Origin of the sequence: Delftia acidovorans SPH-1 (genome assembly GCF_000018665.1) — a bacterium.
Lineage (GTDB): Bacteria > Pseudomonadota > Gammaproteobacteria > Burkholderiales > Burkholderiaceae_C > Comamonas > Comamonas acidovorans.
The window spans coordinates 5,917,756-5,942,191 of the sequence record NC_010002.1 but is presented as its reverse complement, the minus strand read 5'-3'; the positions used below and the strand labels follow the sequence as shown (position 1 = coordinate 5,942,191).

The 24,436-nt window shown below is 64.6% G+C and carries 27 protein-coding genes and 3 tRNA genes; 19 read left to right on the top strand and 11 right to left on the bottom strand.

Translation table 11 applies throughout. From position 1 onward, the window contains the following. Nucleotides 1–27: 27 nt before the first annotated feature. Nucleotides 28–477: a winged helix-turn-helix transcriptional regulator gene (locus tag DACI_RS27100; protein WP_012207156.1), complete on the bottom strand. Its 450-nt coding sequence runs from the start codon at nt 475–477 to the stop codon at nt 28–30. 90 nt (nt 478–567) lie between these two features. Between DACI_RS27100 and DACI_RS27095 the strand changes: the two genes are divergently transcribed. Next, a complete protein-coding gene (locus tag DACI_RS27095) occupies nt 568–1,296 on the top strand; it encodes an SDR family oxidoreductase (RefSeq protein ID WP_012207155.1) in 729 nt (242 codons plus the stop codon). Between the two features lie 80 nt (nt 1,297–1,376). Next, on the top strand, nt 1,377–1,982 hold the full coding sequence (locus DACI_RS27090) for a 2-hydroxychromene-2-carboxylate isomerase (protein WP_012207154.1): 606 nt from the start codon (nt 1,377–1,379) through the stop codon (nt 1,980–1,982). Between the two features lie 8 nt (nt 1,983–1,990). Here DACI_RS27090 and DACI_RS27085 read toward each other — a convergent pair whose 3' ends face one another. After that, nucleotides 1,991–2,338, bottom strand: coding sequence for a GFA family protein (locus DACI_RS27085; protein WP_012207153.1), 348 nt, complete (start codon nt 2,336–2,338; stop codon nt 1,991–1,993). Nucleotides 2,339–2,643: 305 nt separating this feature from the next. Between DACI_RS27085 and DACI_RS27080 the strand changes: the two genes are divergently transcribed. From DACI_RS27080 to DACI_RS27050, 7 genes are all read left to right on the top strand, one after another. Beyond that, entirely contained in the window at nt 2,644–3,573 is a 930-nt protein-coding gene (locus DACI_RS27080) for a branched-chain amino acid ABC transporter permease (protein WP_012207152.1), read from the top strand. 10 nt (nt 3,574–3,583) lie between these two features. After that, on the top strand, nt 3,584–4,663 hold the full coding sequence (locus DACI_RS27075) for an ABC transporter permease subunit (RefSeq protein ID WP_012207151.1): 1,080 nt from the start codon (nt 3,584–3,586) through the stop codon (nt 4,661–4,663). 17 nt (nt 4,664–4,680) lie between these two features. Continuing rightward, nucleotides 4,681–5,475 carry an ABC transporter ATP-binding protein gene (locus tag DACI_RS27070; RefSeq protein WP_012207150.1) on the top strand — a complete coding sequence of 265 codons (795 nt, stop codon included), beginning with the start codon at nt 4,681–4,683 and terminating at the stop codon, nt 5,473–5,475. A gap of 3 nt (nt 5,476–5,478) precedes the next feature. After that, a complete protein-coding gene (locus DACI_RS27065; protein ID WP_012207149.1) occupies nt 5,479–6,225 on the top strand; it encodes an ABC transporter ATP-binding protein in 747 nt (248 codons plus the stop codon). 252 nt (nt 6,226–6,477) lie between these two features. Next, entirely contained in the window at nt 6,478–6,840 is a 363-nt protein-coding gene (locus DACI_RS27060; protein WP_012207148.1) for a DMT family protein, read from the top strand. Nucleotides 6,841–6,982: 142 nt separating this feature from the next. Beyond that, complete coding sequence (locus DACI_RS27055) at nt 6,983–7,630, top strand: DUF47 domain-containing protein (RefSeq protein ID WP_012207147.1); 648 nt, start codon at nt 6,983–6,985, stop codon at nt 7,628–7,630. 22 nt (nt 7,631–7,652) lie between these two features. Next, nucleotides 7,653–8,663 (top strand): inorganic phosphate transporter, encoded by a 1,011-nt coding sequence (locus DACI_RS27050; RefSeq protein ID WP_012207146.1) that lies wholly within the window; start codon nt 7,653–7,655, stop codon nt 8,661–8,663. Between the two features lie 67 nt (nt 8,664–8,730). On the opposite strand, the gene DACI_RS27045 is transcribed toward DACI_RS27050, so the two are convergent. Together DACI_RS27045 and DACI_RS27040 are read right to left on the bottom strand one after the other, a co-directional pair. Beyond that, on the bottom strand, nt 8,731–9,237 hold the full coding sequence (locus DACI_RS27045) for an NINE protein (RefSeq protein ID WP_012207145.1): 507 nt from the start codon (nt 9,235–9,237) through the stop codon (nt 8,731–8,733). Between the two features lie 7 nt (nt 9,238–9,244). Next, nucleotides 9,245–9,769: a GNAT family N-acetyltransferase gene (locus DACI_RS27040; protein WP_012207144.1), complete on the bottom strand. Its 525-nt coding sequence runs from the start codon at nt 9,767–9,769 to the stop codon at nt 9,245–9,247. A gap of 146 nt (nt 9,770–9,915) precedes the next feature. On the opposite strand from DACI_RS27040, the gene rpsP reads away from it, so the two are divergent. The 6 genes from rpsP to DACI_RS27010 all read left to right on the top strand — a co-directional run bounded on the left by rpsP (nt 9,916) and on the right by DACI_RS27010 (nt 14,020). Then, on the top strand, nt 9,916–10,170 hold the full coding sequence (rpsP, locus tag DACI_RS27035; protein WP_012207143.1) for a 30S ribosomal protein S16: 255 nt from the start codon (nt 9,916–9,918) through the stop codon (nt 10,168–10,170). Nucleotides 10,171–10,302: 132 nt separating this feature from the next. Further along, nucleotides 10,303–10,872: a ribosome maturation factor RimM gene (rimM, locus tag DACI_RS27030; protein ID WP_012207142.1), complete on the top strand. Its 570-nt coding sequence runs from the start codon at nt 10,303–10,305 to the stop codon at nt 10,870–10,872. 12 nt (nt 10,873–10,884) lie between these two features. Beyond that, nucleotides 10,885–11,655: a tRNA (guanosine(37)-N1)-methyltransferase TrmD gene (gene trmD / locus DACI_RS27025; RefSeq protein WP_012207141.1), complete on the top strand. Its 771-nt coding sequence runs from the start codon at nt 10,885–10,887 to the stop codon at nt 11,653–11,655. Nucleotides 11,656–11,765: 110 nt separating this feature from the next. After that, a complete protein-coding gene (gene rplS / locus DACI_RS27020) occupies nt 11,766–12,146 on the top strand; it encodes a 50S ribosomal protein L19 (protein ID WP_013800930.1) in 381 nt (126 codons plus the stop codon). 87 nt (nt 12,147–12,233) lie between these two features. After that, on the top strand, nt 12,234–12,962 hold the full coding sequence (locus tag DACI_RS27015) for a CoA pyrophosphatase (RefSeq protein ID WP_012207139.1): 729 nt from the start codon (nt 12,234–12,236) through the stop codon (nt 12,960–12,962). A gap of 68 nt (nt 12,963–13,030) precedes the next feature. Beyond that, on the top strand, nt 13,031–14,020 hold the full coding sequence (locus DACI_RS27010; protein WP_034398910.1) for a CobD/CbiB family protein: 990 nt from the start codon (nt 13,031–13,033) through the stop codon (nt 14,018–14,020). A gap of 88 nt (nt 14,021–14,108) precedes the next feature. Here the strand turns inward: DACI_RS27010 and rsgA are convergent, their stop codons facing one another. From rsgA to DACI_RS26995, 3 genes are read right to left on the bottom strand one after another with little or no spacing between them, the layout of a single operon-like run. Beyond that, nucleotides 14,109–15,077, bottom strand: coding sequence for a ribosome small subunit-dependent GTPase A (gene rsgA, locus DACI_RS27005; RefSeq protein WP_012207137.1), 969 nt, complete (start codon nt 15,075–15,077; stop codon nt 14,109–14,111). 18 nt (nt 15,078–15,095) lie between these two features. After that, a complete protein-coding gene (locus DACI_RS27000) occupies nt 15,096–15,428 on the bottom strand; it encodes a 4a-hydroxytetrahydrobiopterin dehydratase (RefSeq protein WP_043782756.1) in 333 nt (110 codons plus the stop codon). Between the two features lie 16 nt (nt 15,429–15,444). Continuing rightward, complete coding sequence (locus DACI_RS26995) at nt 15,445–16,746, bottom strand: M48 family metallopeptidase (protein ID WP_043782752.1); 1,302 nt, start codon at nt 16,744–16,746, stop codon at nt 15,445–15,447. 30 nt (nt 16,747–16,776) lie between these two features. Between DACI_RS26995 and orn the strand changes: the two genes are divergently transcribed. The 3 genes from orn (at nt 16,777) to DACI_RS26980 (ending at nt 21,391) form a co-directional block, all read left to right on the top strand. Beyond that, entirely contained in the window at nt 16,777–17,391 is a 615-nt protein-coding gene (gene orn, locus DACI_RS26990) for an oligoribonuclease (protein ID WP_043782748.1), read from the top strand. A 324-nt stretch (nt 17,392–17,715) separates the two neighbouring features. After that, the gene (locus DACI_RS26985; protein WP_043782744.1) at nt 17,716–19,770 is read left to right on the top strand and encodes a DEAD/DEAH box helicase; all 2,055 of its coding nucleotides are present in this window, start codon (nt 17,716–17,718) and stop codon (nt 19,768–19,770) included. 151 nt (nt 19,771–19,921) lie between these two features. Next, nucleotides 19,922–21,391, top strand: coding sequence for a sensor domain-containing diguanylate cyclase (locus tag DACI_RS26980; protein ID WP_012207133.1), 1,470 nt, complete (start codon nt 19,922–19,924; stop codon nt 21,389–21,391). A 22-nt stretch (nt 21,392–21,413) separates the two neighbouring features. On the opposite strand, the gene DACI_RS26975 is transcribed toward DACI_RS26980, so the two are convergent. Beyond that, nucleotides 21,414–22,646: a multidrug effflux MFS transporter gene (locus DACI_RS26975; RefSeq protein ID WP_012207132.1), complete on the bottom strand. Its 1,233-nt coding sequence runs from the start codon at nt 22,644–22,646 to the stop codon at nt 21,414–21,416. Nucleotides 22,647–22,912: 266 nt separating this feature from the next. Here DACI_RS26975 and DACI_RS26970 point away from each other — a divergent pair, with 266 nt between their 5' ends. Continuing rightward, nucleotides 22,913–23,911 carry a TRAP transporter substrate-binding protein gene (locus DACI_RS26970; RefSeq protein WP_012207131.1) on the top strand — a complete coding sequence of 333 codons (999 nt, stop codon included), beginning with the start codon at nt 22,913–22,915 and terminating at the stop codon, nt 23,909–23,911. Between the two features lie 36 nt (nt 23,912–23,947). Here DACI_RS26970 and DACI_RS26965 read toward each other — a convergent pair. The 3 genes from DACI_RS26965 to DACI_RS26955 form a co-directional block, all read right to left on the bottom strand. After that, a tRNA-Lys gene (locus DACI_RS26965) sits at nt 23,948–24,023 on the bottom strand. Nucleotides 24,024–24,069: 46 nt separating this feature from the next. Beyond that, a tRNA-Lys gene (locus DACI_RS26960) sits at nt 24,070–24,145 on the bottom strand. 55 nt (nt 24,146–24,200) lie between these two features. Beyond that, nucleotides 24,201–24,276: transfer RNA gene (locus DACI_RS26955), tRNA-Lys, on the bottom strand. Between the last annotated feature and the right edge of the window lie 160 nt (nt 24,277–24,436).

The window sequence follows — 24,436 nt, the reverse complement described above, 5'->3', positions numbered from 1 at the left end:
GCCGGTGAGGGCAGGCCGGTGCCGGGGCTAGGCGCCCGGGCCGGGCTCCACCGCCACGTCCCGCGCGTGCAGGGGGGCGAGGCACTCCGAGCAGACGACCAGGGGGTCGAACGTATGGCCGCACACCGTATGGCGGTGCAGCAAGGGCCGGCCTTCCTCGCCGGACATGTGTACATCACCCCAGTGCACGATGGCCATGACCACCGGATGCAGGTCCAGTCCCTTGGGCGTGAGACGGTACTCGTACCGTACCGGCGCCTCCTGGTAGGCCACCTTCTTGAGCACGCCTGCCTCGACCAGCCTGGCCAGCCTGTCCGACAGCATGGGGCGTGAAATGCCCAGGCGTCCCAGGAATTCATCGAAGCGGCGCACTCCCAGAAAGCAGTCGCGCAGCACCAGCAGTGTCCAGCGGTCGCCGATGACCGAGACCGTGCGTGCGATGGAGCAGCGCTCCTCTTCCAGTTCGTTCCATTTCATTGGGCAGTTCCCCGCTTGACGGGTTCTGATTTTAAACCTACCGTGCATTTAGTTCAAAAAATGAACTGACCAATCATCCACGGAGATCCCATGACCGACAAGAAAGCCATTCTCGTGATCGGCGCTGGCGACGCCACGGGCGGCGCCATCGCCCGGCGTTTTGCGCGCGAAGGCTATATCGCCTGCGTCACGCGCCGCGACGCGGACAAGCTCCAGCCCCTGGTCGAACAGATCCGCGCCGCCGGTGGCCAGGCCCATGGTTTTGGCAGCGACGCGCGCAAGGAAGAGGAAATGGTGGCCCTGGTGCAGAAGATCGAGGCCGAGATCGCACCCATCGAGGTCGCCGTCTTCAACATCGGCGCCAACGTGCGCTTCGGCATCACCGAGACCACGGCGCGCGTCTACTTCAAGGTCTGGGAGATGGCCTGCTTCGCCGGTTTCCTGATGGGGCGGGAGGCGGCCAGGGTGATGCTGCCGCGCGGCCGGGGCACCATCATCTTCACGGGCGCCACCGCCAGCCTGCGCGGGCGCGAGGGCTTTGCCGCGTTTGCCGGTGCCAAGCATGGCCTGCGTGCGCTGGCCCAGAGCATGGCGCGCGAGCTCTGGCCCAAGGGCATCCATGTGGCCCACCCCGTGATCGACGGCGCCATCGACACGGAGTTCATCCGGACCAACTTTCCCGATCGCTATGCCCTCAAGCAGCAGGACGGCATCCTCAATCCCGACCACATCGCCGACCTCTACTGGCAACTGCACCAGCAGCCGCGCGACGCCTGGACGCATGAAACCGAAATCCGTCCCTGGATGGAGTCCTGGTAGGCCCTTCAGCCATTTCCGCCCCTTCAGCCCCTTCAGCCAGTTCGCTTCGATGCTCCATCCCATTTGATGCAGGCCGTGCCATGAAACCCAACGTGCAATTTCTCTTCGACTTCGGCAGCCCCAACGCCTATCTCTGCCACCAGGTCATCCCCGCAATCGAGGCGCGCAGCGGCATCCGCTTCGACTATGTGCCGGTCCTGCTGGGCGGCCTGTTCAAGCTGGCCAACAACCGCTCACCGGCCGAGGCGAATGCCGATATTCCCAACAAGCGCGCCTATGAGGCGCTGGAGCTGCAGCGTTTCGTGCAAAGGCATGGGCTCACGCGCTTCCGGATGAATCCGCACTTTCCCGTCAACACCCTGCAGATCATGCGCGGGGCCGTGGCGGCGCAGGGCCTGGGCTGCTTCGAGCGTTATGTGGATGCGGTGTTCTCCAGCATGTGGGAGAAGGGCTGCAAGATGGACGACGCCCAGGTGATCGGCACCGAGCTGTCCGGGGCGGGCCTGGACGCCCCAGCCCTGATCGCCGCAAGCCAGACGCCCGAAGTCAAGGCCCGGCTGCTGGCAAATACCGAGCAGGCCTTCCACCGTGGCGCTTTCGGATCGCCCACCTTTTTTGTTGGCGACGAGATCTACTTCGGCAAGGACCGCCTGCGCGATGTGGAGGAACAAGCGCTGCGGGCCTGAAGCCAGCCTCAGGCCGATCGCCCGTCGTAGCGCGTGATGCGCAGCGCCTCGGGGTCCACGCCTTCCAGGCAGCGCACGTTGACGGCCGCCATGTGCCGGCCCTGGGGATCGATGGCCTCGCCGAACGGATGGATGCCGCAGGTAGGGCAGAAGCGGTGCTGGATCAGGTGCCGGTGGAAGGTGTAGGTGCGCATCTGCTCCTCGGGCGTGCTCAGTTGCAGTTGTTCGCGGGGCACGAACCACATGAGGGCGCCCTTGCGCGCGCAGATGGAGCAGTTGCAGGCCATGGCCTGCGTGAGTTCGCCTTCCACATCGAAAGCGATGCCGCCGCAGTGGCAGCTGCCGTGGTATTTCATCGGGGTTCTCCGTGGCCACCGCGGGCTGGCGGCACTGCCGTTGATGGTAGGAGTTCATGCTGGCTACGGCAAATTGCTGCAGTGCTACATAAGAGCGTTTGGCTTGTAAAGCCTCGGAAAACCCCCCTGCAACAAGGCGTTGCAGGCCACCGGGGGGTGCCTAGAATCGCCAATCCCCTGCGGTTTCCGGGCCACAAGCCAGGATGCGGCGGGAGAGCTTCCACCACCATGGCATTGCTGGCTCCGTTCGTTTGGATGCGAGGCACGCTGAATGTCTCCATCCTGGACTAAAGGGGAGAGCGCATATGGACATACTGCTTCAGCAGGTCATCAACGGATTGGTCCTGGGCAGCATGTACGCCCTGATCGCCCTGGGCTACACCATGGTGTACGGCATCATCCAGCTCATCAACTTCGCCCATGGCGAGGTGCTCATGGTCGGCGCGCTGACCAGCTGGAGCTGCATAGGCCTGATGCAGGAGGCCATGCCCGGTGCGCCGGGCTGGCTGATCCTGCTGCTGGCGACCGTGATCGCCTGCGTGGTGGCCGCGGCACTGAATTTCGTGATCGAGAAAGTGGCCTACCGCCGCCTGCGCAGCAGCCCGCGCCTGGCGCCGCTGATCACGGCCATCGGCGTCTCGCTGCTGCTGCAGACGCTGGCCATGATCATCTGGAAGCCCAACTACAAGGCCTATCCCACGCTGCTGCCGAGCACGCCCTTCGAGATCGGCACGGCGGTGATCACGCCCACCCAGATCCTGGTGCTGGTGGTCACGGCGATTGCGCTGGCATCGCTGACCTATCTGGTCAACTACACCAAGCTCGGGCGCGCCATGCGGGCCACGGCCGAGAATCCGCGCGTGGCGGCCTTGATGGGCGTCAAGCCCGACGTGGTGATCTCGGCCACCTTCATCATCGGCGCCGTGCTGGCGGCCATCGCGGGCATCATGTACGCCTCCAACTACGGCACGGCCCACCACACCATGGGCTTTCTGCCGGGGCTCAAGGCCTTCACGGCGGCCGTGTTCGGCGGCATCGGCAACCTGGCCGGCGCCGTGGTCGGCGCCATGCTGCTGGGGCTGATCGAGTCCATTGGCTCGGGCTACATCGGCGACCTCACGGGCGGCGTATTGGGCAGCCACTACACCGACATCTTCGCCTTCATCGTGCTCATCATCATCCTGACGCTGCGCCCCTCGGGCCTGCTGGGTGAGCGTGTGGCCGACCGCGCCTGAGGAGACCCGCATGAACAGCAAGAAGACCGTGCAATGGATTCTGGGCGGCCTGGCGCTGATGGTGCTGCCGCTGGTGCTGCAGTACTTCGGCAATGCCTGGGTGCGCATCGCCGACCTGGCCCTGCTCTATGTGCTGCTGGCACTGGGCCTGAACGTGGTGGTGGGCTATGCAGGCCTGCTGGACCTGGGCTACGTGGCCTTCTATGCCGTGGGCGCCTACATGTTTGCGCTGATGGCCTCGCCGCATCTGGCGGATACCTTCGAGGGCTTTGCCGCCATGTTCCCTGACGGGCTGCATACCTCCATCTGGCTGGTGATACCGCTGGCGGCGCTGCTGGCGGGCATCACGGGAATACTGCTGGGCATCCCGGTGCTCAAGCTGCGCGGGGACTACCTGGCCATCGTCACGCTGGGCTTCGGCGAGATCATCCGCATCTTCATGAACAACCTGGACCAGCCGGTCAACATCACCAACGGCCCCAAGGGCATAGGCCAGATCGACTCGGTGAAGATTTTGGGCCTGGACCTGGCCAAGCGCCAGGAGATCTTCGGCTACGACATCAGCTCGGTCACGCTGTACTACTACCTGTTCCTCTTCCTGGTGCTCGTCAGCATCGTGATCTGCTGGCGCCTGCAGGACTCGCGCATCGGCCGTGCCTGGATGGCCATCCGAGAGGACGAGATCGCCGCCAAGGCCATGGGCATCAACACGCGCAACATGAAGCTGCTGGCCTTCGGCATGGGCGCTTCCTTCGGTGGTGTCTCGGGCGCCATGTTCGCGGCCTTCCAGGGCTTCGTCTCGCCCGAGTCGTTCAGCCTCATGGAGTCCATCATGATCGTGGCCATGGTGGTGCTCGGCGGCCTGGGCCATTTGCCGGGCGTGATCCTGGGGGCGGTGCTGCTGTCGGCCCTGCCCGAGGTGCTGCGCTATGTGGCCGGTCCCTTGCAGCAGATGACCGACGGGCGGCTTGACGCCTCCATCCTGCGCCAGTTGCTGATCGCGCTGGCCATGATCGTCATCATGCTGATGCGTCCGCGCGGCCTGTGGCCGTCGCCCGAGCATGGCAAGAACCTGCCGCACCAGTCCTGAGCATGGAGACAACGCAGATGGCGAACACGGCAGACAACGGCTCTACCTCCCCGGTGCTCAGGGTTTCGGGCATTTCCAAGCGCTTTGGCGGACTGCAGGCCCTGTCCGATGTGGGCATGACCATTGGCCGTGGCCAGGTCTACGGCCTGATCGGTCCCAACGGCGCGGGCAAGACCACTTTCTTCAACGTGATCACGGGCCTGTACACGCCCGACAGCGGCAGCTTCGAGCTGGCCGGCAAGGCCTACGAGCCCTCGGCCGTGCACAAGGTGGCCAAGGCCGGCATTGCGCGCACCTTCCAGAACATCCGGCTGTTTGCCGAGATGACTGCGCTGGAGAACGTGATGGTCGGGCGCCATGTGCGCACGCATTCGGGCCTGATCGGCGCGGTGTTCCGCACGCCCGGCTTCAAGGCCGAGGAAGCCGCGATACGCGCGCGGGCCCGCGAACTGCTGGACTACGTGGGGATTTCCAAATACGCCGACTTCAAGGCCCGTACGCTGAGCTACGGCGACCAGCGCCGCCTGGAGATCGCGCGGGCGCTGGCCACCGACCCGCAACTGATCGCGCTGGACGAGCCTGCCGCCGGCATGAACGCCACCGAGAAGGTGCAGCTGCGCGAGCTGATCGACCGCATTCGCCGGGACCAGCGCACCATCTTGCTGATCGAGCACGACGTGAAGCTGGTCATGGGCCTGTGCGATCGCGTCACCGTGCTGGACTATGGCAAGCCCATCGCCGAAGGCACGCCGGCCGAGGTGCAGAAGAACGACAAGGTGATCGAAGCCTATCTGGGCACCGGAGGACACTGAACCATGGGTGAGCAAGTGCAAGACAAGGGCGTGTCCGCGCCGGTGCTGTTGAAGGTCCAGGGACTGAAGGTGGCCTATGGGGGCATACAGGCCGTCAAGGGCGTGGACTTCGAGGTCCGCCAGGGCGAGCTGGTCTCGCTGATCGGCTCCAACGGGGCGGGCAAGACCACGACCATGAAGGCCGTCACGCGCAGCCTGCAGATGGCGGATGGCGACGTGCACTACCTGGGCCGCAGCATCCGCAACGTGGGCGCCTGGGATCTGGTGGCCCAGGGCCTGGTCATGGTGCCGGAGGGGCGCGGCGTGTTCGCGCGCATGACCATCACCGAGAACCTGCTCATGGGCGCCTACACGCGCAACGACAAGGCCGGCATTGCCGCCGACATCGAGCGCATGTTCGGCATCTTCCCGCGCCTGAAGGAGCGCCGCGACCAGCTGGCCGGCACCATGTCGGGTGGCGAGCAGCAGATGCTGGCCATGGCGCGCGCGCTGATGAGCCAGCCCAAGGTGCTGCTGCTGGACGAGCCCTCCATGGGCCTGTCGCCCATCATGGTGGACAAGATCTTCGAGGTGGTGCGCGATGTGCATGCACTGGGCGTGACGCTGGTGCTGGTCGAGCAGAACGCCAGCCGTGCGCTGGCGCTGGCCGATCGCGGCTATGTGATGGAATCCGGCCTGATCACCATGACCGGGCCCGGCCAGACCCTGCTCAGCGATCCGCGCGTGCGGGCCGCCTACCTGGGCGAGTGACCACCGGGGTCGCCGCCTGCGCAGAGGTTGCTGGAATGTCCCGTGCCACCGACGGGATATGGCAAAAATATGACGATTTGATGAAGATTCATCGAATGCCCTTCGATGCGGAATGTTGCGTATCTGTGCGATGAAGCAGGTTTTTCGAGAAAATTCGCGCAAAAAAGCAATTTTTAGAAAGCAATCGAAAAACCGGCTTCTGGCGCTGCGGGCGCGATAATTCAGGCCTTCCAGCACCCGGGCGCACCTCACATGAACTGGCTCCAACACATCCCCGTCGGGCTGCAGACCGTGGTCCTGCTGGCCATGAGCAATGTCTTCATGACGTTTGCCTGGTATGGGCACCTGAAGAACCACGCCTCGTCGCCCTGGTACGTGGCAGCCCTTGTCAGCTGGGGCATTGCGCTGTTCGAGTACCTGCTGCAGGTGCCCGCCAACCGCATAGGCCACACGCAGTTCAGCGTGGCGCAGCTCAAGATCATCCAGGAGGTGATCACGCTGTCGGTGTTCGCGCCTTTTGCCGTGCTCTACCTGAACCAGCCCCTCAAATGGGACTTCCTGTGGGCCGGCCTGTGCATGGTGGGCGCGGTGTATTTTATTTTTCGCAGCGGCTGACAAGGCGGCGCGCCGGCGCGCAAAAACGCGCTTGGGACTCAAGAGTACACTTCGCCCCGTTCAAGCCGGGAAGCCATGCCAAGCATCCGCAATGTGACGCAGTGAGTCGCCTGGTTCCCACTTTTCCCGGTAAGGAGCATTCATGCTTTTTGGCAAACTATTGCCACGCGAAGGCAATTTCTTCGAGATGTTCAACCAGCATGCCGACCGCATCGTCGATGCCGCGCATGCCTTCTCGCAGCTTGTCGCCAACTACAACGATCCTCATCTTCGCGAGAAATACAACGAGGACGTGAACAACGCCGAGCGTGCCGCCGACCGCGTGACGCATGACGTCACCAAGGCGCTGCACAAGACCTTCATCACGCCGCTGGACCGCGAGCACATCCATTCGCTGATCAACACCATGGACGACGTGGCCGACCTGATCCAGGACTCGGCCGAGACCATGGCGCTGTACGACGTGCGCCACATGACGGATGAGATCACGCGCCTGACCGACCTGTGCGTGCGCTGCTGCGAGCGGCTGCGCGATGCGGTCAAGCTGCTGTCGCGCATCTCCGATCCATCGGTGGTGGACGCGGCGATGAAGACCTGCGAGGAAATCGACCGCCTCGAATCGGACGCCGACCGCGTGATGCGCTCGGCCATGAGCAAGCTGTTCCGCGAAGAGCCCGATGTGCGCGAAGTCATCAAGCTCAAGGCCATCTACGAGCTGCTGGAGACGGTGACCGACCGCTGCGAGGACGTGGCCAACCTGATCGAGGGCATCGTCCTCGAGAATTCCTGAGCCCTCGCGGAGTCGTTTCGTTATGGAATCCGTACAAGCGGCCCTGTGGGTCGTGATCCTGCTGGTGGTGCTGGCCTTGCTGTTCGACTTCATGAACGGCTTCCACGATGCTGCCAACTCGATCGCCACCGTGGTCTCCACGGGCGTGCTCAAGCCCACGCAGGCCGTGGCCTTCGCGGCCTTCTTCAACGTGGTGGCGGTCTTTGTCTTCCACCTCAGCGTGGCGGCCACCGTGGGCAAGGGGATCGTCCAGCCCGGCATCGTGGACACGCACGTGGTCTTCGGCGCCCTGGTCGGCGCCATTGCCTGGAACGTGATCACCTGGCACTACGGCATCCCCAGCAGCTCCTCGCATGCGCTGATCGGCGGCATCGTGGGCGCCGTGATCGCCAAGGCCGGCGCGGGCGCACTGATCGCCAGCGGCATCTGGAAGACCGTGGCCTTCATCTTCGTCTCGCCGCTGCTGGGCTACCTGCTGGGCTCGCTGATGATGGTGCTGGTGGCCTGGATCTGCCGCCGCGCCGCTCCCAACCGGGTGGACCGCTGGTTCCGCCGGCTGCAGCTGGTCTCCGCCGGCGCCTACAGCCTGGGCCACGGCGGCAATGATGCGCAAAAGACCATCGGCATCATCTGGCTGCTGCTGATCGCCACCGGCTATGCCAATGCCGGCGACGCGGAGCCGCCGCTGTGGACCATCGTCAGCTGCTACCTGGCCATCGGCCTGGGCACCATGTTCGGCGGATGGCGCATCGTCAAGACCATGGGCCAGAAGATCACCAAGCTCAAGCCCGTGGGAGGCTTCTGCGCAGAAAGCGGCGGCGCGCTGACGCTGTTCTTCGCGACCTTCCTGGGCGTGCCGGTCTCGACCACGCACACCATCACGGGCGCCATCGTCGGCGTGGGCTCCACCCAGCGTGCCAGCGCCGTGCGCTGGGGCGTGGCAGGCAACATCGTCTGGGCCTGGGTGCTGACGATTCCTGCCAGCGCCTTCGTGGCATCGATTGCCTACTGGATCAGCCTCCAGCTGTACTGAGCCAGAGCCATCGCCAAAAAGAAAGACCGCCAATGGCGGTCTTTCTTTTTGGGAGAGGCATTGCGCATCACTGGGAAATCTTGCGCGCTTCCTCCACCTGGTGCTCGAAGTAGTGCTGGAAGCTGTAGGCAATGCTGGCCATGAGCACGGCGGCACCCAGCATCAGGGACAGCGCAATGGCAAAGATGGTTGACCAGCCCGTGCGCCCGGCCTGCGCCTGCACGTCAATGCCGGGGTTGTGGCGCCGGTTCCAGGCTTCGGTGTCGGTCAGCCCGTAGAGGATGGCGCGCAGCGCGCAGCCGGCGATGGTGAAGCCCAGCAGCGGAATCAGCAGCCAGCTGAGCTGGTCGTCCTGCCCCAGTTGCTGGACGCGCTCGATGCCGTACACGCCCAGCGCCGTGGGCACGGGCAGCAGCCAGCCCAGCCAGTCGCCGAAGCCATGCAGATAGAAGCGGTGCAGCCCCAGCGGCCCGCCGACGAAGGCCAGCCAGGTCGTCAGGGTCTTGCTTTTGGAGCGCGCAGCCCCCTGCTGTGCTTGAGCGGGCTGAGGCAAAGGCGTGCTGGGTCGGTTCATGCGCCCATTATTCGGGCGAACTGCGGTTGCCGTCTCCCAGGGTCTTCTCCATGAGAACGATGTCCAGCCAGCGGCCGAACTTCCATCCCATGGAGCTCAGCGTGCCCGCCGGGGTGAAGCCTGCGGCGCGGTGCACGCCGATGGAGCCGGCATTGGCCGAGTCACCGATCACCGCCAGCAGCTTGCGCACGCCGGCCGCCTCGCATTCGCGCGACAGCGCATCGAGCAGCAGGCGGCCCAAGCCCTGGCCGCGCGCCGCGTCATGCACGTAGATGGAATCCTCGGCGGAGAAGCGATAGGCCGGGCGCGGCTTGAACCAGTTGGCATAGGCGAAGCCCAGCACCTGGCCCTGTTCGTCCACGGCGACCAGATAGGGCAGGCCCTTGGCCAGCACGTCCGCGCGGCGCGTTGCCATGTCCGATTCGGCAGGGGGATCGGTCTCGAACGTGCCCGTGCCGTGCAGCACGTGGTGGCGGTAAATGGAGGTGATGGCGGCGAGATCGCCGTCCAGGCTTGAGCGAATGGTAGGCATGGAAAGGGAAGTTGGATATAATCGCTGGTTTTACGGCGTGTCGCTGGCCGGGTGGCCATGTCGCGTGTCTCAAACGCCGCAAAACATGTGCAGCCATTCATTGTCTAGTTAATTGTGTGGTGGCTGCGCCCACCCGAAGGAAAATCATGGTCGTCATTCGACTCTCTCGCGGCGGTTCCAAGGCCCGTCCTTTCTACAACATCGTTGCCGCCGACAAGCGCGTGCGCCGCGATGGTTCGTTCATCGAACGCCTGGGCTTCTACAACCCCAACGCCCGTGGCGGCGAAGAGGGTCTGCGCGTTGCTCTGGACCGCGTGAACTACTGGAAGGGCGTTGGCGCGCAGGCTTCCGAGACCGCAGAGCGCCTGATCAAGCAGGCCACCCAGAAGACTGCTGCCTAATTCAGCATCCCTTCTGAAATCGGGTTCCGTTGGCTTGTCTGACGGAGCCCGTTTTTGTTTTCCCCTCCGGATCGCCTTGCACGGATCTGCAACGATCTGCATTGACTGTCCATCTACTGCCTACCGACTGCCATGAGCCACATGCCTGAACTCGAAGCCAGCGTCCTGCCCGCCGATGCCGTGGAGGTCGGGCGCATCGCCGATGCCTGGGGCATCAAGGGCTGGTTCAAGGTGGCCGCCTTCAGTGCCGACCCCGAGGCCCTGTTCACCGCAAAGCAGTGGTATCTGCAGCCCCCCGAGAAGGGTGCGCGGCAGTTCACCGGTACGGTGCTGCTGCCGGTCAAGCAGGCGCGCGTCCACTCCGATTCCGTCGTCGCCACCTCGCCTGTCGTGAACGACCGCAATACCGCCGAGGCCCTGCGTGGCGCGCGCATCTTCGTGGCGCGCAGCGATTTCCCGCAGCCCGAAGATGGCGAGTATTACTGGGTCGATCTGCTGGGCCTGTCCGTGGTCAACCGCGAGGGCGTGGTCCTGGGCGTCGTCCGCGACCTGCTGTCCACCGGCCCGCAGACCGTGCTGGTGCTGGCCTATGAAGAGGATGGCAAGGAGCGCGAGCGCATGATTCCTTTTGTCGATGCCTATGTGGACAAGGTGGATCTGCCGGGCAAGACCATCGTTGCCGACTGGCAGCCCGACTATTGATCGCCGACCTCCATGCGCTTCGACATCATCACGCTGTTCCCTGAGCTGTTCACGCCGTTTCTTGAAAGCGGCGTCACGCGCCGTGCCTATGCCTCGGGCCAGGTCGGCGTGCACCTGTGGAATCCGCGCGACCATGCCCAGGGCAACTACCGGCGCGTGGACGATCGCCCCTTTGGCGGCGGTCCGGGCATGGTGATGATGGCCGAGCCGCTGCAGCGTTGCCTGGAGGCGGCCCGGCAGGCGCGCCGCGAGGCCGGCGAGCCCGAGCCGGCTCCCGTGGTGCTGTTCTCGCCGATCGGCACCACGCTGCGCCATGCCGTGGTGGCCGAGTGGGCGCAGGGGCAGGGCGCAATCTTGCTGTGCGGCCGCTACGAGGGCCTGGACCAGCGCTTCATCGATACCCATGTCACGCACCAGTTGAGCCTGGGCGACTTCGTGCTTTCTGGCGGCGAGATCGCTGCCATGGCCCTGCTGGATGCCGTCGCGCGGCTGCAGCCCGGCGTGCTCAATGACGAAGGCAGTTTCCAGCAGGACAGCTTCAATCCGGCGCTCGATGGCCTGCTCGATTGCCCGCACTACACCCGCCCCGAAGTCTGGGAAGGGCGGGAAGTGCCGGCGCCACTGTTGTCCGGCCACCACGCGCAGATCGAGCGCTGGCGCCGCGACCAGCGCCTGTCCATCACGGCCAGGCACCGGCCCGAGCTGATAGAGCAGGCGCGCGCCCAGGGCCTGCTCAACGCCAAGGACGAGGGGTTTTTGGCAAAAAACGTCTCCGGGCTATAATCCGCGATTCTTCGATCCTCTATCCGGCCGCTGCTACGAACAAAGCAGCCATGGCGCCAATCCCGGCGCTTGCCAATCCTGGCGCGGACAAGATCGATTGGATGTTGACCATGAATCTGATCCAGATCCTCGAGCAAGAGGAAATCGCCCGTCTGAACAAGACCATCCCCCAGTTCGCCCCCGGTGACACCGTCATCGTGAGCGTGAACGTGGTCGAAGGCAGCCGCAAGCGCGTGCAGGCTTACGAAGGCGTGGTGATCGCCAAGCGCAACCGTGGCCTGAACAGCGGCTTCACCGTGCGCAAGATCTCCAGCGGTGAAGGCGTGGAGCGTACGTTCCAGACCTACTCGCCCCTGATCGCCGGCATCGAAGTCAAGCGTCGCGGTGATGTGCGTCGTGCCAAGCTGTACTACCTGCGCGAGCGCAGCGGCAAGTCGGCCCGCATCAAGGAAAAGCTGCCGTCGCGTGTCAAGGTTTCTGCCGAAGCCTAAGCACCTGCGTCACAGCTGGAAAGCCGCTACAGTCGCCTGTAGCGGCTTTTTTGTTGTCCGGCCGTTGCCCATCACAAGCCTTCATTCGTGTCCTCTCTGCCCGATACCGCCATTCCCGTGCCGACCGGCGGGCCAGTGCCCGCAGCCGTGCCGTCGATCGCCGACCCGCGCATGGCGCAACTGATTGGCAAGGACAGCCACCTGCCTGCCGTGCCCCCCGAAGCCCGCACGCCCGAGGCCCTGCGCCAGCGCTTTGCGCTGCCGCCCCAGTGGGCTCCCGAGGTGGTGCGCGAGAAGCGCTTCAGCGATCGCCAGCCCACCGATGCCGCCGTGCTCGTGCCCATCGTGATGCGCCCCGAACCCACGGTGCTGCTGACCGAGCGCACGGCCCACCTGTCCACGCATTCGGGGCAGGTGGCATTTCCGGGCGGCAAGCGCGATCCGGAGGATGCCTCTGCCCAGGCCACGGCCCTGCGCGAGGCGCATGAGGAAGTCGGACTGGCCGCCAGCGATGTGCAAGTGCTGGGCACGCTGCCCATCTACATCACGGGCACGGCCTTCCTGATCACGCCGGTGGTGGCCCTGGTCGATCCCCGGGCGCACCTCAATCCCAATCCCTACGAGGTGGCGGATGTGTTCGAGGTGCCGCTGGCCTTCCTGCTCGATCCTGCCAACCATGAGCGCCACTCCATGGTCTGGAACGGCGTGCCGCGCGAATGGTTTGCAATGCCCTACCAGGATGGTGATCGCCAGCGCTACATCTGGGGCGCCACGGCCGGCATGCTGCGAAATCTTTACCGATTCCTGTCGGCCTGATGCCCGGATCGCGGGCCGTGCCACCCCGGGGTCACTGACCTGTCTGCATGCGCCAGTATGATGGCCGGATGAGTTTCTTTGCCATTCTGATCGCCTTGCTGATCGAGCAGGCGCGCCCGTTGACGCCGGCCAATCTTGTGCACACAGGCTACAGAGCCTGGACGGTTTCGGTGCGCCGCAACTTCGATGCCGGCCAGGCGCACCATGGCTGGCTGGCCTGGACCGTGGCGGTGGCATTGCCCTGCGTGCTGGTGACGGGCATCTACCTGCTGCTGCTGTGGGGCGTGGGCTGGCCGCTGGCCATGGTCTGGAATGTGGCCGTGCTCTATGTGACGCTGGGCTTTCGCCAGTTCAGCCACCACTTCACACGCATCCGCGATGCGCTGGATGCAGGCGATGAGTATGCCGCGCGCGAGGCGCTGGCTCACTGGCAGCAGGTCGATGCCAGCGAGGTGCCGCGCAGCGAGGTCGTGCGCCATGTGATCGAGTACTCGGTGCTGGCCGCGCATCGCCATGTGTTTGGCGTTCTGTTCTGGTTCTCTGCGCTGGCAGCGCTGGGGCTGGGTCCGCTCGGCGCCGTGTTCTACCGCATGACCGAGCACCTGTCGCGCTCCTGGTCGCGCAAGGGCCTGGTGGGCGGCACCCAGGTCAGTCCCCAGTTGCAGCATACCTCCCGGCTGGCCTGGACCGTGATCGACTGGTTGCCTGCACGGTTGACGGCGCTGTCCTTTGCCGTGGTCGGCAGCTTCGAGGAAGCCATCGAAGGCTGGCGCTTCCACGCCCAGCGCTTTCCCAACGACAACGATGGCGTGATCCTGGCCGCCACCTCGGGTGCCATCAACGTGCGCCTGGGCGGCGAGGCACTCAAGCGCCGCGAAGGCATCTCGGTGACCCGCGACGACGGCGAGGAGATCGATCTCGATGTGGACAGCGAAGCCACGCCCGGCCGCGAGCCCGAGATCGGCCATCTGCGCAGCGTGGTCGGCCTGGTCTGGCGTTCGGTCGTGGTCTGGCTGCTGCTGCTGGCCCTGCTGTCGCTGGCGCGTTTGCTGGGCTGATCGCTGCGCCGCAGAAGGCGAGCCCTGCCTGTCTTGCCAGGCAGCAGCCCGCCCTTCCTGATGCAGCCGGGTCGTTGTTTTGAGGAGGTCAGTACTTCTGCGCCTGGCTCAATTCATCGAACAGCTCGGCGTAGATGTAGTAGCGGTTGGCGCTGATGTCGTGGTCGGCATCCATTCCGGTTTCCTCGTCTTCCACGCGTGGCATGACGGCGCATCCCGGCTCGTGCAGGTGGGTGCAGTTGTAGAACTTGCATTCCTGCGCGTGGGCGCCGATGTCGGGCATGCAGCGGGGCAGGTCCGTGGGCTCTATGTGGCGCAGGCCGAATTCCTGGAAGCCCGGTGAGTCGATCAGCGCCGTGGTGCGCTCTTCGTCCATCCAGTACCAGCTGGTCGTGGTGGTCGTGTGCTTGCCGGAGTTCAGCGCCTGCGAGATCTCGTTGGTGGCCGCGCGTGCGCCGGGCACCAGCAGGTTGATCAAGGTGCTTTTGCCCGAGCCGGACGGGCCCAGGACCAAGGTGGCCTTGCCCTTGAGGTGTTGCATCAGCAACTGCCGGTCGGCCTCGCCTTCGTTGGCCAGCGACAGCGACAGCACCTCGTAGTGCGGCGTTTCCTGGCCCAGGTACATCTCGCGATAGGGCTTCAGGCGCTCCCAGGCATCGGCGAAGGGCTCGGCCAGGTCACGCTTGTTCAGGGCGATCAGGGGCTTGATGTGGGTGGCTTCGGCGGTGATGAGGGCACGGGCCAGCTGGCTTTCGGAGAACACCGGCTCGGCCGCGATCAGGATCAGCACCTGGTCGATGTTGGCCGCAAAGGACTTGGTGCGTACCTCGTCCTGGCGGTAGAACAGGTTGCGCCGTTCCAGCACCTTCTCTATGGTGCCTTCCTCGCCCTGGCCGGCGGGTGGCAATTGCCAGCGCACGCGGTCGCCGACCACGGTCTGGCTCTTCTTGCCGCGCGGATGGCAGATGTGGCGTGCGCCTTCTTCGGTCTCGACCACGCAGTGGCGGCCATGGCTGGAGACGACCAGGCCTTCTCGCAATGCGGAGCGCTCAGCCATGGGATGCCGGGGTGGGATTCATGGATGCTCCAGCAGCGCATCGATGCGGCGGGCGCACTCGATGTCGGTGGACGAGATGCCGTTCACGTCATGCGTGTTCAGGCGCACACCGCAACGGCCGTAGCTCACGGTCAGATCGGGGTGGTGGTCCTGCTGGTGGGCGATCAGGGCCAGCGCGTTCACGAAGGCCATGGTCTCGTAGTAATTGGCAAAGGCGTAGCTCTTGGCGATGGCATCGCCATCGAGCTGCCAGCCCGGCAGGGCCGCCAGTGCGGTGCGCAATTCGTCCGGCGTCAGCGCGCGGCGCTGCTGCGTGGACCAGTCCTGTTGTTGCAAGCGTTGTGTGCTCATGGTGGATGTGAAAGGGTCAGGTCGGAGAAGGCATGCGCGCCAGCCGGGCGAGGGCGGGCGGATGCGAGTAGTAAAAGCCCACGTACCAGGGATCGGGCGTGAGCGTTGAAGCATTGTCCTCGTACAGCTTGAGCAGTGCCGAGGCCAGATGGGCGCCGCTGGCCTGTTGCATGGCATAGGCATCGGCTTCGAATTCGTCGCGGCGCGACAGGGCCGAGAACAGCGGGGTGACAAAGAAGCTGAACACCGGCACGGCCAGCAGGAACAGCAGCAGTGCCACGGCCTCGTTGCCGGCGCCTATTCCGCCATGGCCCAGCGCAAGGTCCAGGCCGGGGCGCACGCCCAGGCCCAGGTAGAACCACAGCTGCTGCGACAGCCAGCCCAGCAGTGCGAAGCCGGCCAGGCTGGCGGCGAACATCAGCAGCATGCGCTTGAGGATGTGGCGGTGCTTGAAGTGGCCCAGCTCGTGCGCGAGCACGGCCTCCACCTCGTCGGCGTCGAGCTGCTTGAGCAAGGTGTCGAAGAACACCACGCGCTTGGAATGGCCGAAGCCCGTGAAATAGGCATTGGCATGGGCCGAGCGGCGGCTGCCATCCATCACGAACAGGCCTTTGGCCGTGAAGCCGCAGCGCTGCATCAGTGCGCTCACGCGCTCCTTGAGAGTGCCTTCGGCCAGCGGTTCGAACTTGTTGAACAGCGGTGCGATGAAGGTCGGAAAGATCCACATCAGCAGCAGGTTGAACGCCGTCCACACGGCCCAGGCCCACAGCCACCACAGGTCGCCGGCCGAGCCCATGAGCCACAGGATCAGAGCCGCCAGGGGAAGGCCGATGGCCGCGCCCATGGCGGTGGACTTGATGGCATCGGTCAGCCACAGCCGCAGCGTCATCTGGTTGAATCCAAAGCGCTGCTCCAGCACAAAGGTCTGGTAGAGCGACAGCGGCAGCTCCACCAGCCCGGAGATCAGGGCAAAGCCGGCCAGCAGTGCCAGTTGCTGCCACAGGCCGGCGCCCATCAGTTCCAGCAGCCACTGGTTGAGTGCGTCGAGCCCGCCCAGCAGTGTCCATGCGAGCAGCACCACGGCGCCCAGCGTCATCTCGATCAGGGCGATGCGGGCCTTGGCCAGCGTGTAGTCGGCGGCCTTTTGATGGGCCGCGAGGCTGATGCGTTGCGCAAAGGCCTCAGGCACCTCGGCCCGATGGCGGGCCACATGGCGGACCTGGCGCGAGGCCAGCCAGGCGCGCAGCAGCCACTGGGCGAGCACGGCTGCGGCAAACAGCAGGGACAGCGTCGAGGAAAAATCGGGGTTGAAGGCCATGTGGCCGCAGTGTAGGCGACAATTTGGGCCATGTCCGAAGCCTCCGAAGCCGCCAGCGCTTGCATTCCCGTCCCCGCCGAACCCGGCACGTCCATCATCCTGGCCAAATCCGATCTCAACCTCGTCTGGCTCGACTGCGAGATGACCGGGCTGCAGCCCGATACCGATCGCATCATCGAGATCGCCGTGGTCGTCACCAGTCCGGACCTGGCCATTCGCATCGAAGGGCCGGTATTTGCCATCCATCAGGCAGATGCGCTGCTCGATGGCATGGATGCCTGGAACAAGGGCACGCATGGCAGGAGCGGCCTGATCGATCGCGTCAAGGCATCGACCACCAGCGAGGCCGATGCGGAGGCTGCGTTGATCAAGTTCCTCTCGCAGTACGTTCCCAAGGGCAAGGCCCCTCTGTGCGGCAACAGCATCGGGCAGGACAGGCGCTTCATGGAGCGCTACATGCCCAAGCTCAACAACTTCTTCCATTACCGCAATGTCGATGTCAGCACCCTCAAGGAACTGGCCAGGCGCTGGAAGCCCGACGCCTATGCCTCCTTCAAGAAGGCCCAGCGCCACACCGCACTGGCCGATGTGCACGAGTCCATCGATGAGCTGGCGCACTACCGTGCGCGCCTGCTGAGTGTCTGAATCTGGCGGCCCAGGCCATTTTTTGTGCCAGGGGCTTGCGGGAAAACCCGGGGAGTGCGACAATCTCCAGCTTGCCCCCATCAACAAGGGGCAATTTGCACATCTCCATCACACAAGGGCCCCTGCGCTGTGTGTCTGCGGTCGGTGTCCATAGACCACCATGAAGGCTTTCATGGATGGCGGGACCACCGGTTTCGGACCAGCCGAAAATGCCCATCCGCCCTTTTGCGAAGGGCCGGTTAAGTCTGACGGTGGATGTTGACCCAACCGTCGAGAAAAGCGTGCCAGATCGCTGACTGCGCGTGCTTTTCGTTAGAGCCATTCATGAACGATATCTCTCAAGAGCAGGGCATCATTGCCGCTGCCGATTCCTCTTTTGCTTCCGCCGCTGAAGCATCTTCCGTGCTGAACGCCGCCGTTGCCAGCGCCGAGCAGGCCGCCGAATCCCTGGCCGCCGCCGAAGTCGTGGAAATCGCCGAAGGCGCCGAGGATGTTGAAGCAGCCCCCGAACTGCCCAATGCCTTCATCGAGCTGGGCCTGGCTGAAGAGCTGGTCCGTGCCGTTGCCGATCTGGGCTACACCCAGCCCACGGCCGTGCAGGCGCAAGCCATTCCCCTGGCCATGGGCAGCGATGACCAGGCCTTCATCGACCTGATGGTGTCCAGCCAGACCGGCTCGGGCAAGACCGCTGCCTTCCTGCTGCCCGTGCTGCACACGCTGATCCAGCAAAAGGCTGACGAAGAAGCCGCCATCCGCGCCGAATATGACCGCCAGTGCGCCGAAGCAACGGCCAGCGGCCAGCCCACCCCCAAGCGCAACAAGCGCAAGGACCCCACGAATCCCCGCAACTTCAAGGCAGCCGTTCCCGGCGCCCTGATCCTGTGCCCCACGCGCGAGCTGGCACAGCAGGTGGCGCATGACGCCATCGAGCTGGTCAAGCACTGCCGCGGCATCCGCATCGCCAACGTGGTGGGCGGCATGCCCTACCAGCTGCAGATCGCCAAGCTGCAGAACGCCAACCTCGTGGTGGCCACTCCCGGCCGTCTGCTGGACCTGCAGCGCTCGATGCAGATCAAGCTCGACCAGGTGCAGTTCCTGGTGGTGGACGAAGCCGACCGCATGCTGGACCTGGGCTTCTCGGACGATCTGGCCGAAGTCAACGACCTGACGGCACAGCGCAAGCAGACCATGATGTTCAGCGCCACCTTCGCGCCCCGCATCCAGCAACTGGCCATGCGCGTGATGCATGACGGCGGCTCCGGCGTGAAGAAGGTCACCATCGACACGCCTCAGGAAAAGCACGCCAGCATCAAGCAGGTGCTGTTCTGGGCCGACAACTCCCAGCACAAGCGCAAGCTGCTGGACCACTGGCTGCGCGACACCACGATCAACCAGGCCATCGTCTTCGCATCGACCCAGGTCGAGTGCGACGGCCTGGCCAACGACCTGCAGCAGGACGGCTTCTCGGCCGTGGCACTGCACGGCGCTCTGAGCCAGGGCCTGCGCAACCGCCGCCTGATGGCGCTGCGCAGCGGTCAGGTGCAGGTGCTGGTGGCTACCGATGTGGCGGCACGCGGCATTGACGTGCCCACCATCACCCACGTCTTCAACTACGGCCTGCCCATGAAGGCAGAGGACTACACCCACCGTATCGGCCGCACGGGCCGTGCCGGTCGCGAAGGTGTGGCCGTCACGTTCGCGGAGTTCCGTGACCGTCGTCGCATTTTCGATATCGAGGCCTACAGCCGCCAGCAATTCAAGGCCGAAGTGATTCCTGGCCTGGAGCCCGCACAGCGCGCACCCAGCAGCAACGAAGGCCGTGGCGGCCGTCGTGGCGGCGGTGGTTTTGAAAGCCGTGGCGGCGATCGCCGTGGTGCCGGCGGCGGTGGCCGTGGCGGTTTCGGTGGTGATCGTGGCTTTGGCGGCGATCGCGAGCGCAGCTTCGGTGATCGCGGTGGCGATCGTGGCTTCGGCGCACGCCGTGATTCCGAAGGCTATGGCCGCAAGGCTGGCTTCGGTGGCTTCGGCGGTGGCCAGCGCGAAGGCGGCTTCGGCCAGGGCCAAGGTCAGCGCGAAGGCGGCTACAGCCAGGCTCCGCGTGAAGGCGGCTACAGCCAGGCCCCGCGCGAAGGCGGCTTTGGCCGTGGCGGTGAAGGCCGTGGCTTCAGCGGCGACCGTGGCGCTGCGCGTGGCGGCGATCGCCGTGACGGCGCTCCCCGCGAAGGCGGCTTCCGTGGTGCATCCGGCGAGTCGCGCGGCTTTGGCGGTGGCGAATCCCGTGGCGGCTTCGGCGGCGGCGAGCGCCGTCCTGCCTTCGGCAAGAGCGCTCCCAAGCCTTACTCGCCCCAGGGCGGTGATCGCAAGCGCGTCGTGCGCTGATCGATCTCGGCATTGCATGCAGACCGGCCCTTCGGGGCCGGTTTTTTTTCGGCCATCTGCGTCCTCGCGTGGTGCGGCCTGTCCTTGATGGTGCAGAACCTGCTGTCTGGCGGGCTCTGTGACTGCCATAATCGCGGCGCGGAGGTGCCCTGTGGAGTCTTTGATCGCGTCCAGTGTGGATTTTGAACACATGTTCGAACTGGCCCCCGTCTCGCTATGGCTGGAGGACTACAGCGCGCTCAAGCAGCTGCTCGACCAGTGGCGTGCACAGGGCGTGACCGATCTGCAGGCGCATTTTCTGGCCCACCCCCAGGCGCTGCAGCAGTGCAGCGCGGCGCTCAAGGTGGTGCGCGTCAACCAGCGCACGCTGGACCTGTTCGGCGCCAGTGACCAGCAGACCTTTCTTGCCAGCCTGGGCCGGGTGTTCCGCGATGACATGCACGCCGGCCTGGCCTGCGAGCTGGAGGATCTGTGGCAGGGCTCTCTGAGCTTTGCCAACCGCACCGCCAACTACACGCTGGACGGGCGGCGGCTCGATGTGCAGATCCGTGGCCGCATCCTGCCCGGTCATGAAGCGCTTTGGGACTGCGTGCTGGTGTCGCTGGAAGACGTGACGGCCGAGATGCGCAGCGCGCGCCAGCTGCACCGCAGCGAACAGTACTCGCGCGACCTGTTCGAGTACTCGCCCGTGTCGCTGTGGGTCGAGGATTTCAGCGCCATCAAGCGCCTGCTCGACGACGTGCGCGCCCAGGGCATCAGCGACTTCGCCACCTTCCTCAAGGTGCACCCGGAATTCGTCTCGCGCTGCATGCAGGAGATTCGCGTCGTGGACGTGAACCGCCAGACGCTGCGCATGTTCGGCGCCACCGACAAGCTGCAACTGCTGAGCCGGCTGGGCCGCATCTTCCGTGACGAGATGATCGACTCCTTTGCCGATCAGTTGCAGGACCTTTGGAGCGGCAAGCTCGTGCAGCACCGCGAAGTGGTGAACTACGCCCTGTCAGGCGACGCTCTGCACATCCACATGCAGCTGGCCGTGCTCGATGGCCATGCCGATGACTGGGGGCTGGTGCTGCTGTCGCTGGTGGACATCACGGCGCGCAAGAAGGCCGAGGCCTACCTCGAATACCTGGGCAAGCACGATGTGCTGACCCAGTTGCGCAATCGCGCCTTCTATATCGAGGAACTCAATCGCCTGGCACGCAAGGGGCCCTGGCCGCTGGCGGTGATTGCCATCGACATGAATGGCCTCAAGGAGGCCAATGACGAGCATGGCCATGCCGCAGGCGACGACATGCTGCGCCGCGTGGGCGAAGTGCTGACCAAGGCCGTGGATGCGCCTGCCTGCGCGGCGCGCATAGGCGGCGACGAATTCATGGTGCTTTTACCGGCTTCGGACGAGCGCGGCGCCGAGGCGGTCAAGGAGCGCATCCTCTCGCTGCTGGAGCTCAACAACCAGTTCTATCCGGGCCAGGCGGTCAGCCTGTCCATGGGCGTGGCCTGCTGCGATTCGGGCAGCCAGGTCGAGGCCACCGTCTCGCGCGCCGACCAGGCCATGTATGCCGAAAAGGCGCGCTACTACAAGGAAAGAATGCTGGACCGCCGCGCGGGCCGCGCTTAGCGGTCTTGCACCGCAGTGCCTGTCACGCCTCCGAGGCGTGCCGCCCGATTTCGGGCCAGCGGTGGTGCAGGTAGATCCAGGACGCCAGCCCGATCAGCATCATGCTGATCGAGCCCAGGGCCAGCAGTACGGTCGAATGCATCACCAGCGGTGCAATCATGCCGGCCACGATGCCATTGGCCGTGGAGCCGACCACCGCCTGCAGCGATGAGGCCAGGCCGCGCCGCTCCGGGTGGATGTCCAGCACCAGCAGCGTGACCACGGGCACCATCATGGCCCAGCCGAAGGCGAACACCCCCACGGGAATCAGCGCCCAGCTCACGTGGGCGGGCCAGATCAGGTTGGCGACCAGGTTGATGATGGACACGACGAACATGATCAGAAAGCCATGGCGGATCTGGTGCTTGGGCGGAATGCGCCCGGCCAGCCGGCCGCTCACCCATGCGCCGCCCATGATTCCCGAGATCGAGATCACGAAGAACCAGAAGAACTGCTGCGGCTGCAGGTGCAGCAGGTCGCCCAGGAAGGCGGGCGCCGACAGCACATACAGAAACATGCCGTTGAACGGCACGCCGCTGGCAAAGGCCAGCAGCACAAAGCGCGGATCGCTGCACAGCTCCTTGTAGCCGTGCATCAGAGGCTTGAAGCGGAAGGGCTGGCGCTGCGCCTGTGGCAGGGATTCCGGCAGGAATCGCCAGTTGATACCCCACAGCAGCACGCCCACCAGGGTCAGGAACCAGAACACTGCCGCCCAGCCCAGGTGTATGAACAGCCAGCCGCCCATCACAGGGGCCAGGGCTGGCGCGATGCCAAAGAAGATGGTGATCTGCGCCATCACGCGCTGGGCCTGGGCGGGTGGAAACAGGTCGCGCACCACGGCGCGCGACACCACGATGCCGGCACCCGTGGACAGGCCCTGCAACGCGCGAAACAGCACCAGCTGCGTGATGTTCTGCGACAGCGCACAGCCCGCCGATGCCAGCGTGAATACGGCCAGCCCCCACAGCACCACGGGCCGGCGGCCAAAGCTGTCGGCCATGGCGCCGTGGAAAAGGTTCATGAAGGCAAAGCCGAACAGATAGGCCGACAGCGTCTGCTGCATCTGCAGCGGCGTGGCGTTCAGGGCCTGGGCGATGCCGGAGAAGGCGGGGATATAGGTATCGATCGAGAACGGCCCCAGCATGCCCAGGATGGCAAGCAGGACGGCCAGGGCCCAGCGCGGGCCCTGCCAGAGCGGGGAAACATTTTGTGGCATGCAGGCGAGGCGGTTGTGCGTTGCGGGAGACCGCAGGCGCAGAAAAGGGCCGCGCGCCCTTGCGCCTGCGGCAGGGTGACACTGTAGCGGCTTGGCTGGAATCCGGTGTGACGGATGGCTTGGCGAATGACCTGGGCGATGGAATAGATTGATAGTTTGTATCTAAATGATATAAATATCGATAGAATTTATCTTTTGCGCCAGCATGCACAGGTCCGCCGTGGGGTGGATCGCATGGTTCTGGGCGCTTTCGCCAAGGATCTTTCATGACTGTTTCTCGCCGCACGTTGATATCGGCTCTGGCTCCGGCTGCGTTGCAACTGACTGCCGGCGCTGCCTGGTCCAAGGGCCACCGACTGCAGCTCTCGGCGGCCTATGGCGATGGCATCTTCCACACGCAGAACCTGCGCAACTTCGCGGCGCGCGTGCATGCCGATACCCAGCAGGCGCTGGAGATCGATGTGGTGTCCAACTCTGCGCTCAAGCCAATGGCGCAGGTGCTTCCAGCGCTCAAGCGCAATGAAATCCAGTTCGGCGAAGTTCTCATGTCGTCCTATGTGGATATGCATCCGCTGCTGGGCATGGACTCGCTGCCTTTCATAGTGCGCGGCTTTGACGAGGCCGCGCGCCTGTGGCAACTGACCCGTCCCGTGCTGCAGGAATTTTTGCTGGCTCAGCAGGGTGTGCGCCTGCTGTTTGCCGTGCCCTGGCCGGCGCAGGGCCTGTTCTGCCGGCGCCCGGTCAACAGCATCGTGGATCTCAAGGGGCTCAGGCTGCGTGTGCAAAGCGATGCGACCAAGCGGCTGGCGGAACTCTGGGGAGCGCAGCCGGTGGTGCTCGCGGCCGGTGATCTTGGCATGGTGCTGGAGCAGGGAGGTATTGACGCCATGGTTTCATCCAGTGCCACCGGCGTCGACAGCCAGGCTTGGAAGACCATGAAGGTGTTTCTGGACATCAAGGCCTGGATTCCCAAGAACATGTTGTGCGTCAGCGAACTTGCCTGGAAGGGCTTTGCCGAGCCGGAACGCCAGGCCATCAGCCGTGCCGCCGTGCTGGCCGAGAAAGAAGGCTGGGCGCTGGCCCAGCAGGCCGATGAGCTGGGCAAGAAGGTTCTTGTCGACAACAAGATGTCCGTCACCGCGCCATCGGCGGACCTGCGCCGCATGCTGGATTTGGTGGGGGAGCGCTTTGGCCGGGAGTGGGTGGCCAAGGCTGGCAGCAGCAATATGTCTGTGCTGATGGAATACAACAAGAAAAGGCACTGAGCGCTGTCGCGCCGAGTGCCTTGTTCTGGGTATTGGTGGTGGGCCCTGAGTGATTCGAACACTCGACCAACGGATTAAGAGTCCGCTGCTCTACCAGCTGAGCTAAGAGCCCACGTATTTCTGCGTGGATGCCTGATGAGATCAGGCAAAAAAATTCTTGGTGGGCCCTGAGTGATTCGAACACTCGACCAACGGATTAAGAGTCCGCTGCTCTACCAGCTGAGCTAAGAGCCCCCTCGGGTATTCCGAAGGAATCAGCCTGGATGAATCCAGGCTGAAAAGGAATTTTTGGTGGGCCCTGAGTGATTCGAACACTCGACCAACGGATTAAGAGTCCGCTGCTCTACCAGCTGAGCTAAGAGCCCCAAAAACAAGTCTGCGCTGCAAACGAGACCGCAATTATGCGGCATTTTTTGTGCGCTTGCAGGAAGACGCGGCAAATTTTTAGTTCATGGCATGGTGGCGCTGAGCCGGGCCCGCGTGCCACCCGGTGCGCAGCCGCAAAAAAGGCGGCCGAGGCCGCCT

What these genes read in the sequence shown, in the direction of transcription:
- rplS (WP_013800930.1), top strand. Translation starts at nt 11,766, where the DNA reads ATGAATCTGATCCAGATCCTCGAGCAAGAGGAAATCGCCCGTCTGAAC.
- DACI_RS27090 (WP_012207154.1), top strand. Translation starts at nt 1,377, where the DNA reads ATGAAACCCAACGTGCAATTTCTCTTCGACTTCGGCAGCCCCAACGCC.
- rimM (WP_012207142.1), top strand. Translation starts at nt 10,303, where the DNA reads ATGAGCCACATGCCTGAACTCGAAGCCAGCGTCCTGCCCGCCGATGCC.
- DACI_RS27040 (WP_012207144.1), bottom strand. Translation starts at nt 9,769, where the DNA reads ATGCCTACCATTCGCTCAAGCCTGGACGGCGATCTCGCCGCCATCACC.
- DACI_RS26970 (WP_012207131.1), top strand. Translation starts at nt 22,913, where the DNA reads ATGACTGTTTCTCGCCGCACGTTGATATCGGCTCTGGCTCCGGCTGCG.
- DACI_RS27050 (WP_012207146.1), top strand. Translation starts at nt 7,653, where the DNA reads ATGGAATCCGTACAAGCGGCCCTGTGGGTCGTGATCCTGCTGGTGGTG.
- DACI_RS27075 (WP_012207151.1), top strand. Translation starts at nt 3,584, where the DNA reads ATGAACAGCAAGAAGACCGTGCAATGGATTCTGGGCGGCCTGGCGCTG.
- DACI_RS27070 (WP_012207150.1), top strand. Translation starts at nt 4,681, where the DNA reads ATGGCGAACACGGCAGACAACGGCTCTACCTCCCCGGTGCTCAGGGTT.
- DACI_RS27000 (WP_043782756.1), bottom strand. Translation starts at nt 15,428, where the DNA reads ATGAGCACACAACGCTTGCAACAACAGGACTGGTCCACGCAGCAGCGC.
- DACI_RS26975 (WP_012207132.1), bottom strand. Translation starts at nt 22,646, where the DNA reads ATGCCACAAAATGTTTCCCCGCTCTGGCAGGGCCCGCGCTGGGCCCTG.
- orn (WP_043782748.1), top strand. Translation starts at nt 16,777, where the DNA reads ATGTCCGAAGCCTCCGAAGCCGCCAGCGCTTGCATTCCCGTCCCCGCC.
- DACI_RS27010 (WP_034398910.1), top strand. Translation starts at nt 13,031, where the DNA reads ATGAGTTTCTTTGCCATTCTGATCGCCTTGCTGATCGAGCAGGCGCGC.
- DACI_RS26985 (WP_043782744.1), top strand. Translation starts at nt 17,716, where the DNA reads ATGAACGATATCTCTCAAGAGCAGGGCATCATTGCCGCTGCCGATTCC.
- DACI_RS27055 (WP_012207147.1), top strand. Translation starts at nt 6,983, where the DNA reads ATGCTTTTTGGCAAACTATTGCCACGCGAAGGCAATTTCTTCGAGATG.
- rsgA (WP_012207137.1), bottom strand. Translation starts at nt 15,077, where the DNA reads ATGGCTGAGCGCTCCGCATTGCGAGAAGGCCTGGTCGTCTCCAGCCAT.
- DACI_RS27080 (WP_012207152.1), top strand. Translation starts at nt 2,644, where the DNA reads ATGGACATACTGCTTCAGCAGGTCATCAACGGATTGGTCCTGGGCAGC.
- DACI_RS27045 (WP_012207145.1), bottom strand. Translation starts at nt 9,237, where the DNA reads ATGAACCGACCCAGCACGCCTTTGCCTCAGCCCGCTCAAGCACAGCAG.
- trmD (WP_012207141.1), top strand. Translation starts at nt 10,885, where the DNA reads ATGCGCTTCGACATCATCACGCTGTTCCCTGAGCTGTTCACGCCGTTT.
- DACI_RS27060 (WP_012207148.1), top strand. Translation starts at nt 6,478, where the DNA reads ATGAACTGGCTCCAACACATCCCCGTCGGGCTGCAGACCGTGGTCCTG.
- DACI_RS27085 (WP_012207153.1), bottom strand. Translation starts at nt 2,338, where the DNA reads ATGAAATACCACGGCAGCTGCCACTGCGGCGGCATCGCTTTCGATGTG.
- rpsP (WP_012207143.1), top strand. Translation starts at nt 9,916, where the DNA reads ATGGTCGTCATTCGACTCTCTCGCGGCGGTTCCAAGGCCCGTCCTTTC.
- DACI_RS27095 (WP_012207155.1), top strand. Translation starts at nt 568, where the DNA reads ATGACCGACAAGAAAGCCATTCTCGTGATCGGCGCTGGCGACGCCACG.
- DACI_RS26995 (WP_043782752.1), bottom strand. Translation starts at nt 16,746, where the DNA reads ATGGCCTTCAACCCCGATTTTTCCTCGACGCTGTCCCTGCTGTTTGCC.
- DACI_RS27100 (WP_012207156.1), bottom strand. Translation starts at nt 477, where the DNA reads ATGAAATGGAACGAACTGGAAGAGGAGCGCTGCTCCATCGCACGCACG.
- DACI_RS27065 (WP_012207149.1), top strand. Translation starts at nt 5,479, where the DNA reads ATGGGTGAGCAAGTGCAAGACAAGGGCGTGTCCGCGCCGGTGCTGTTG.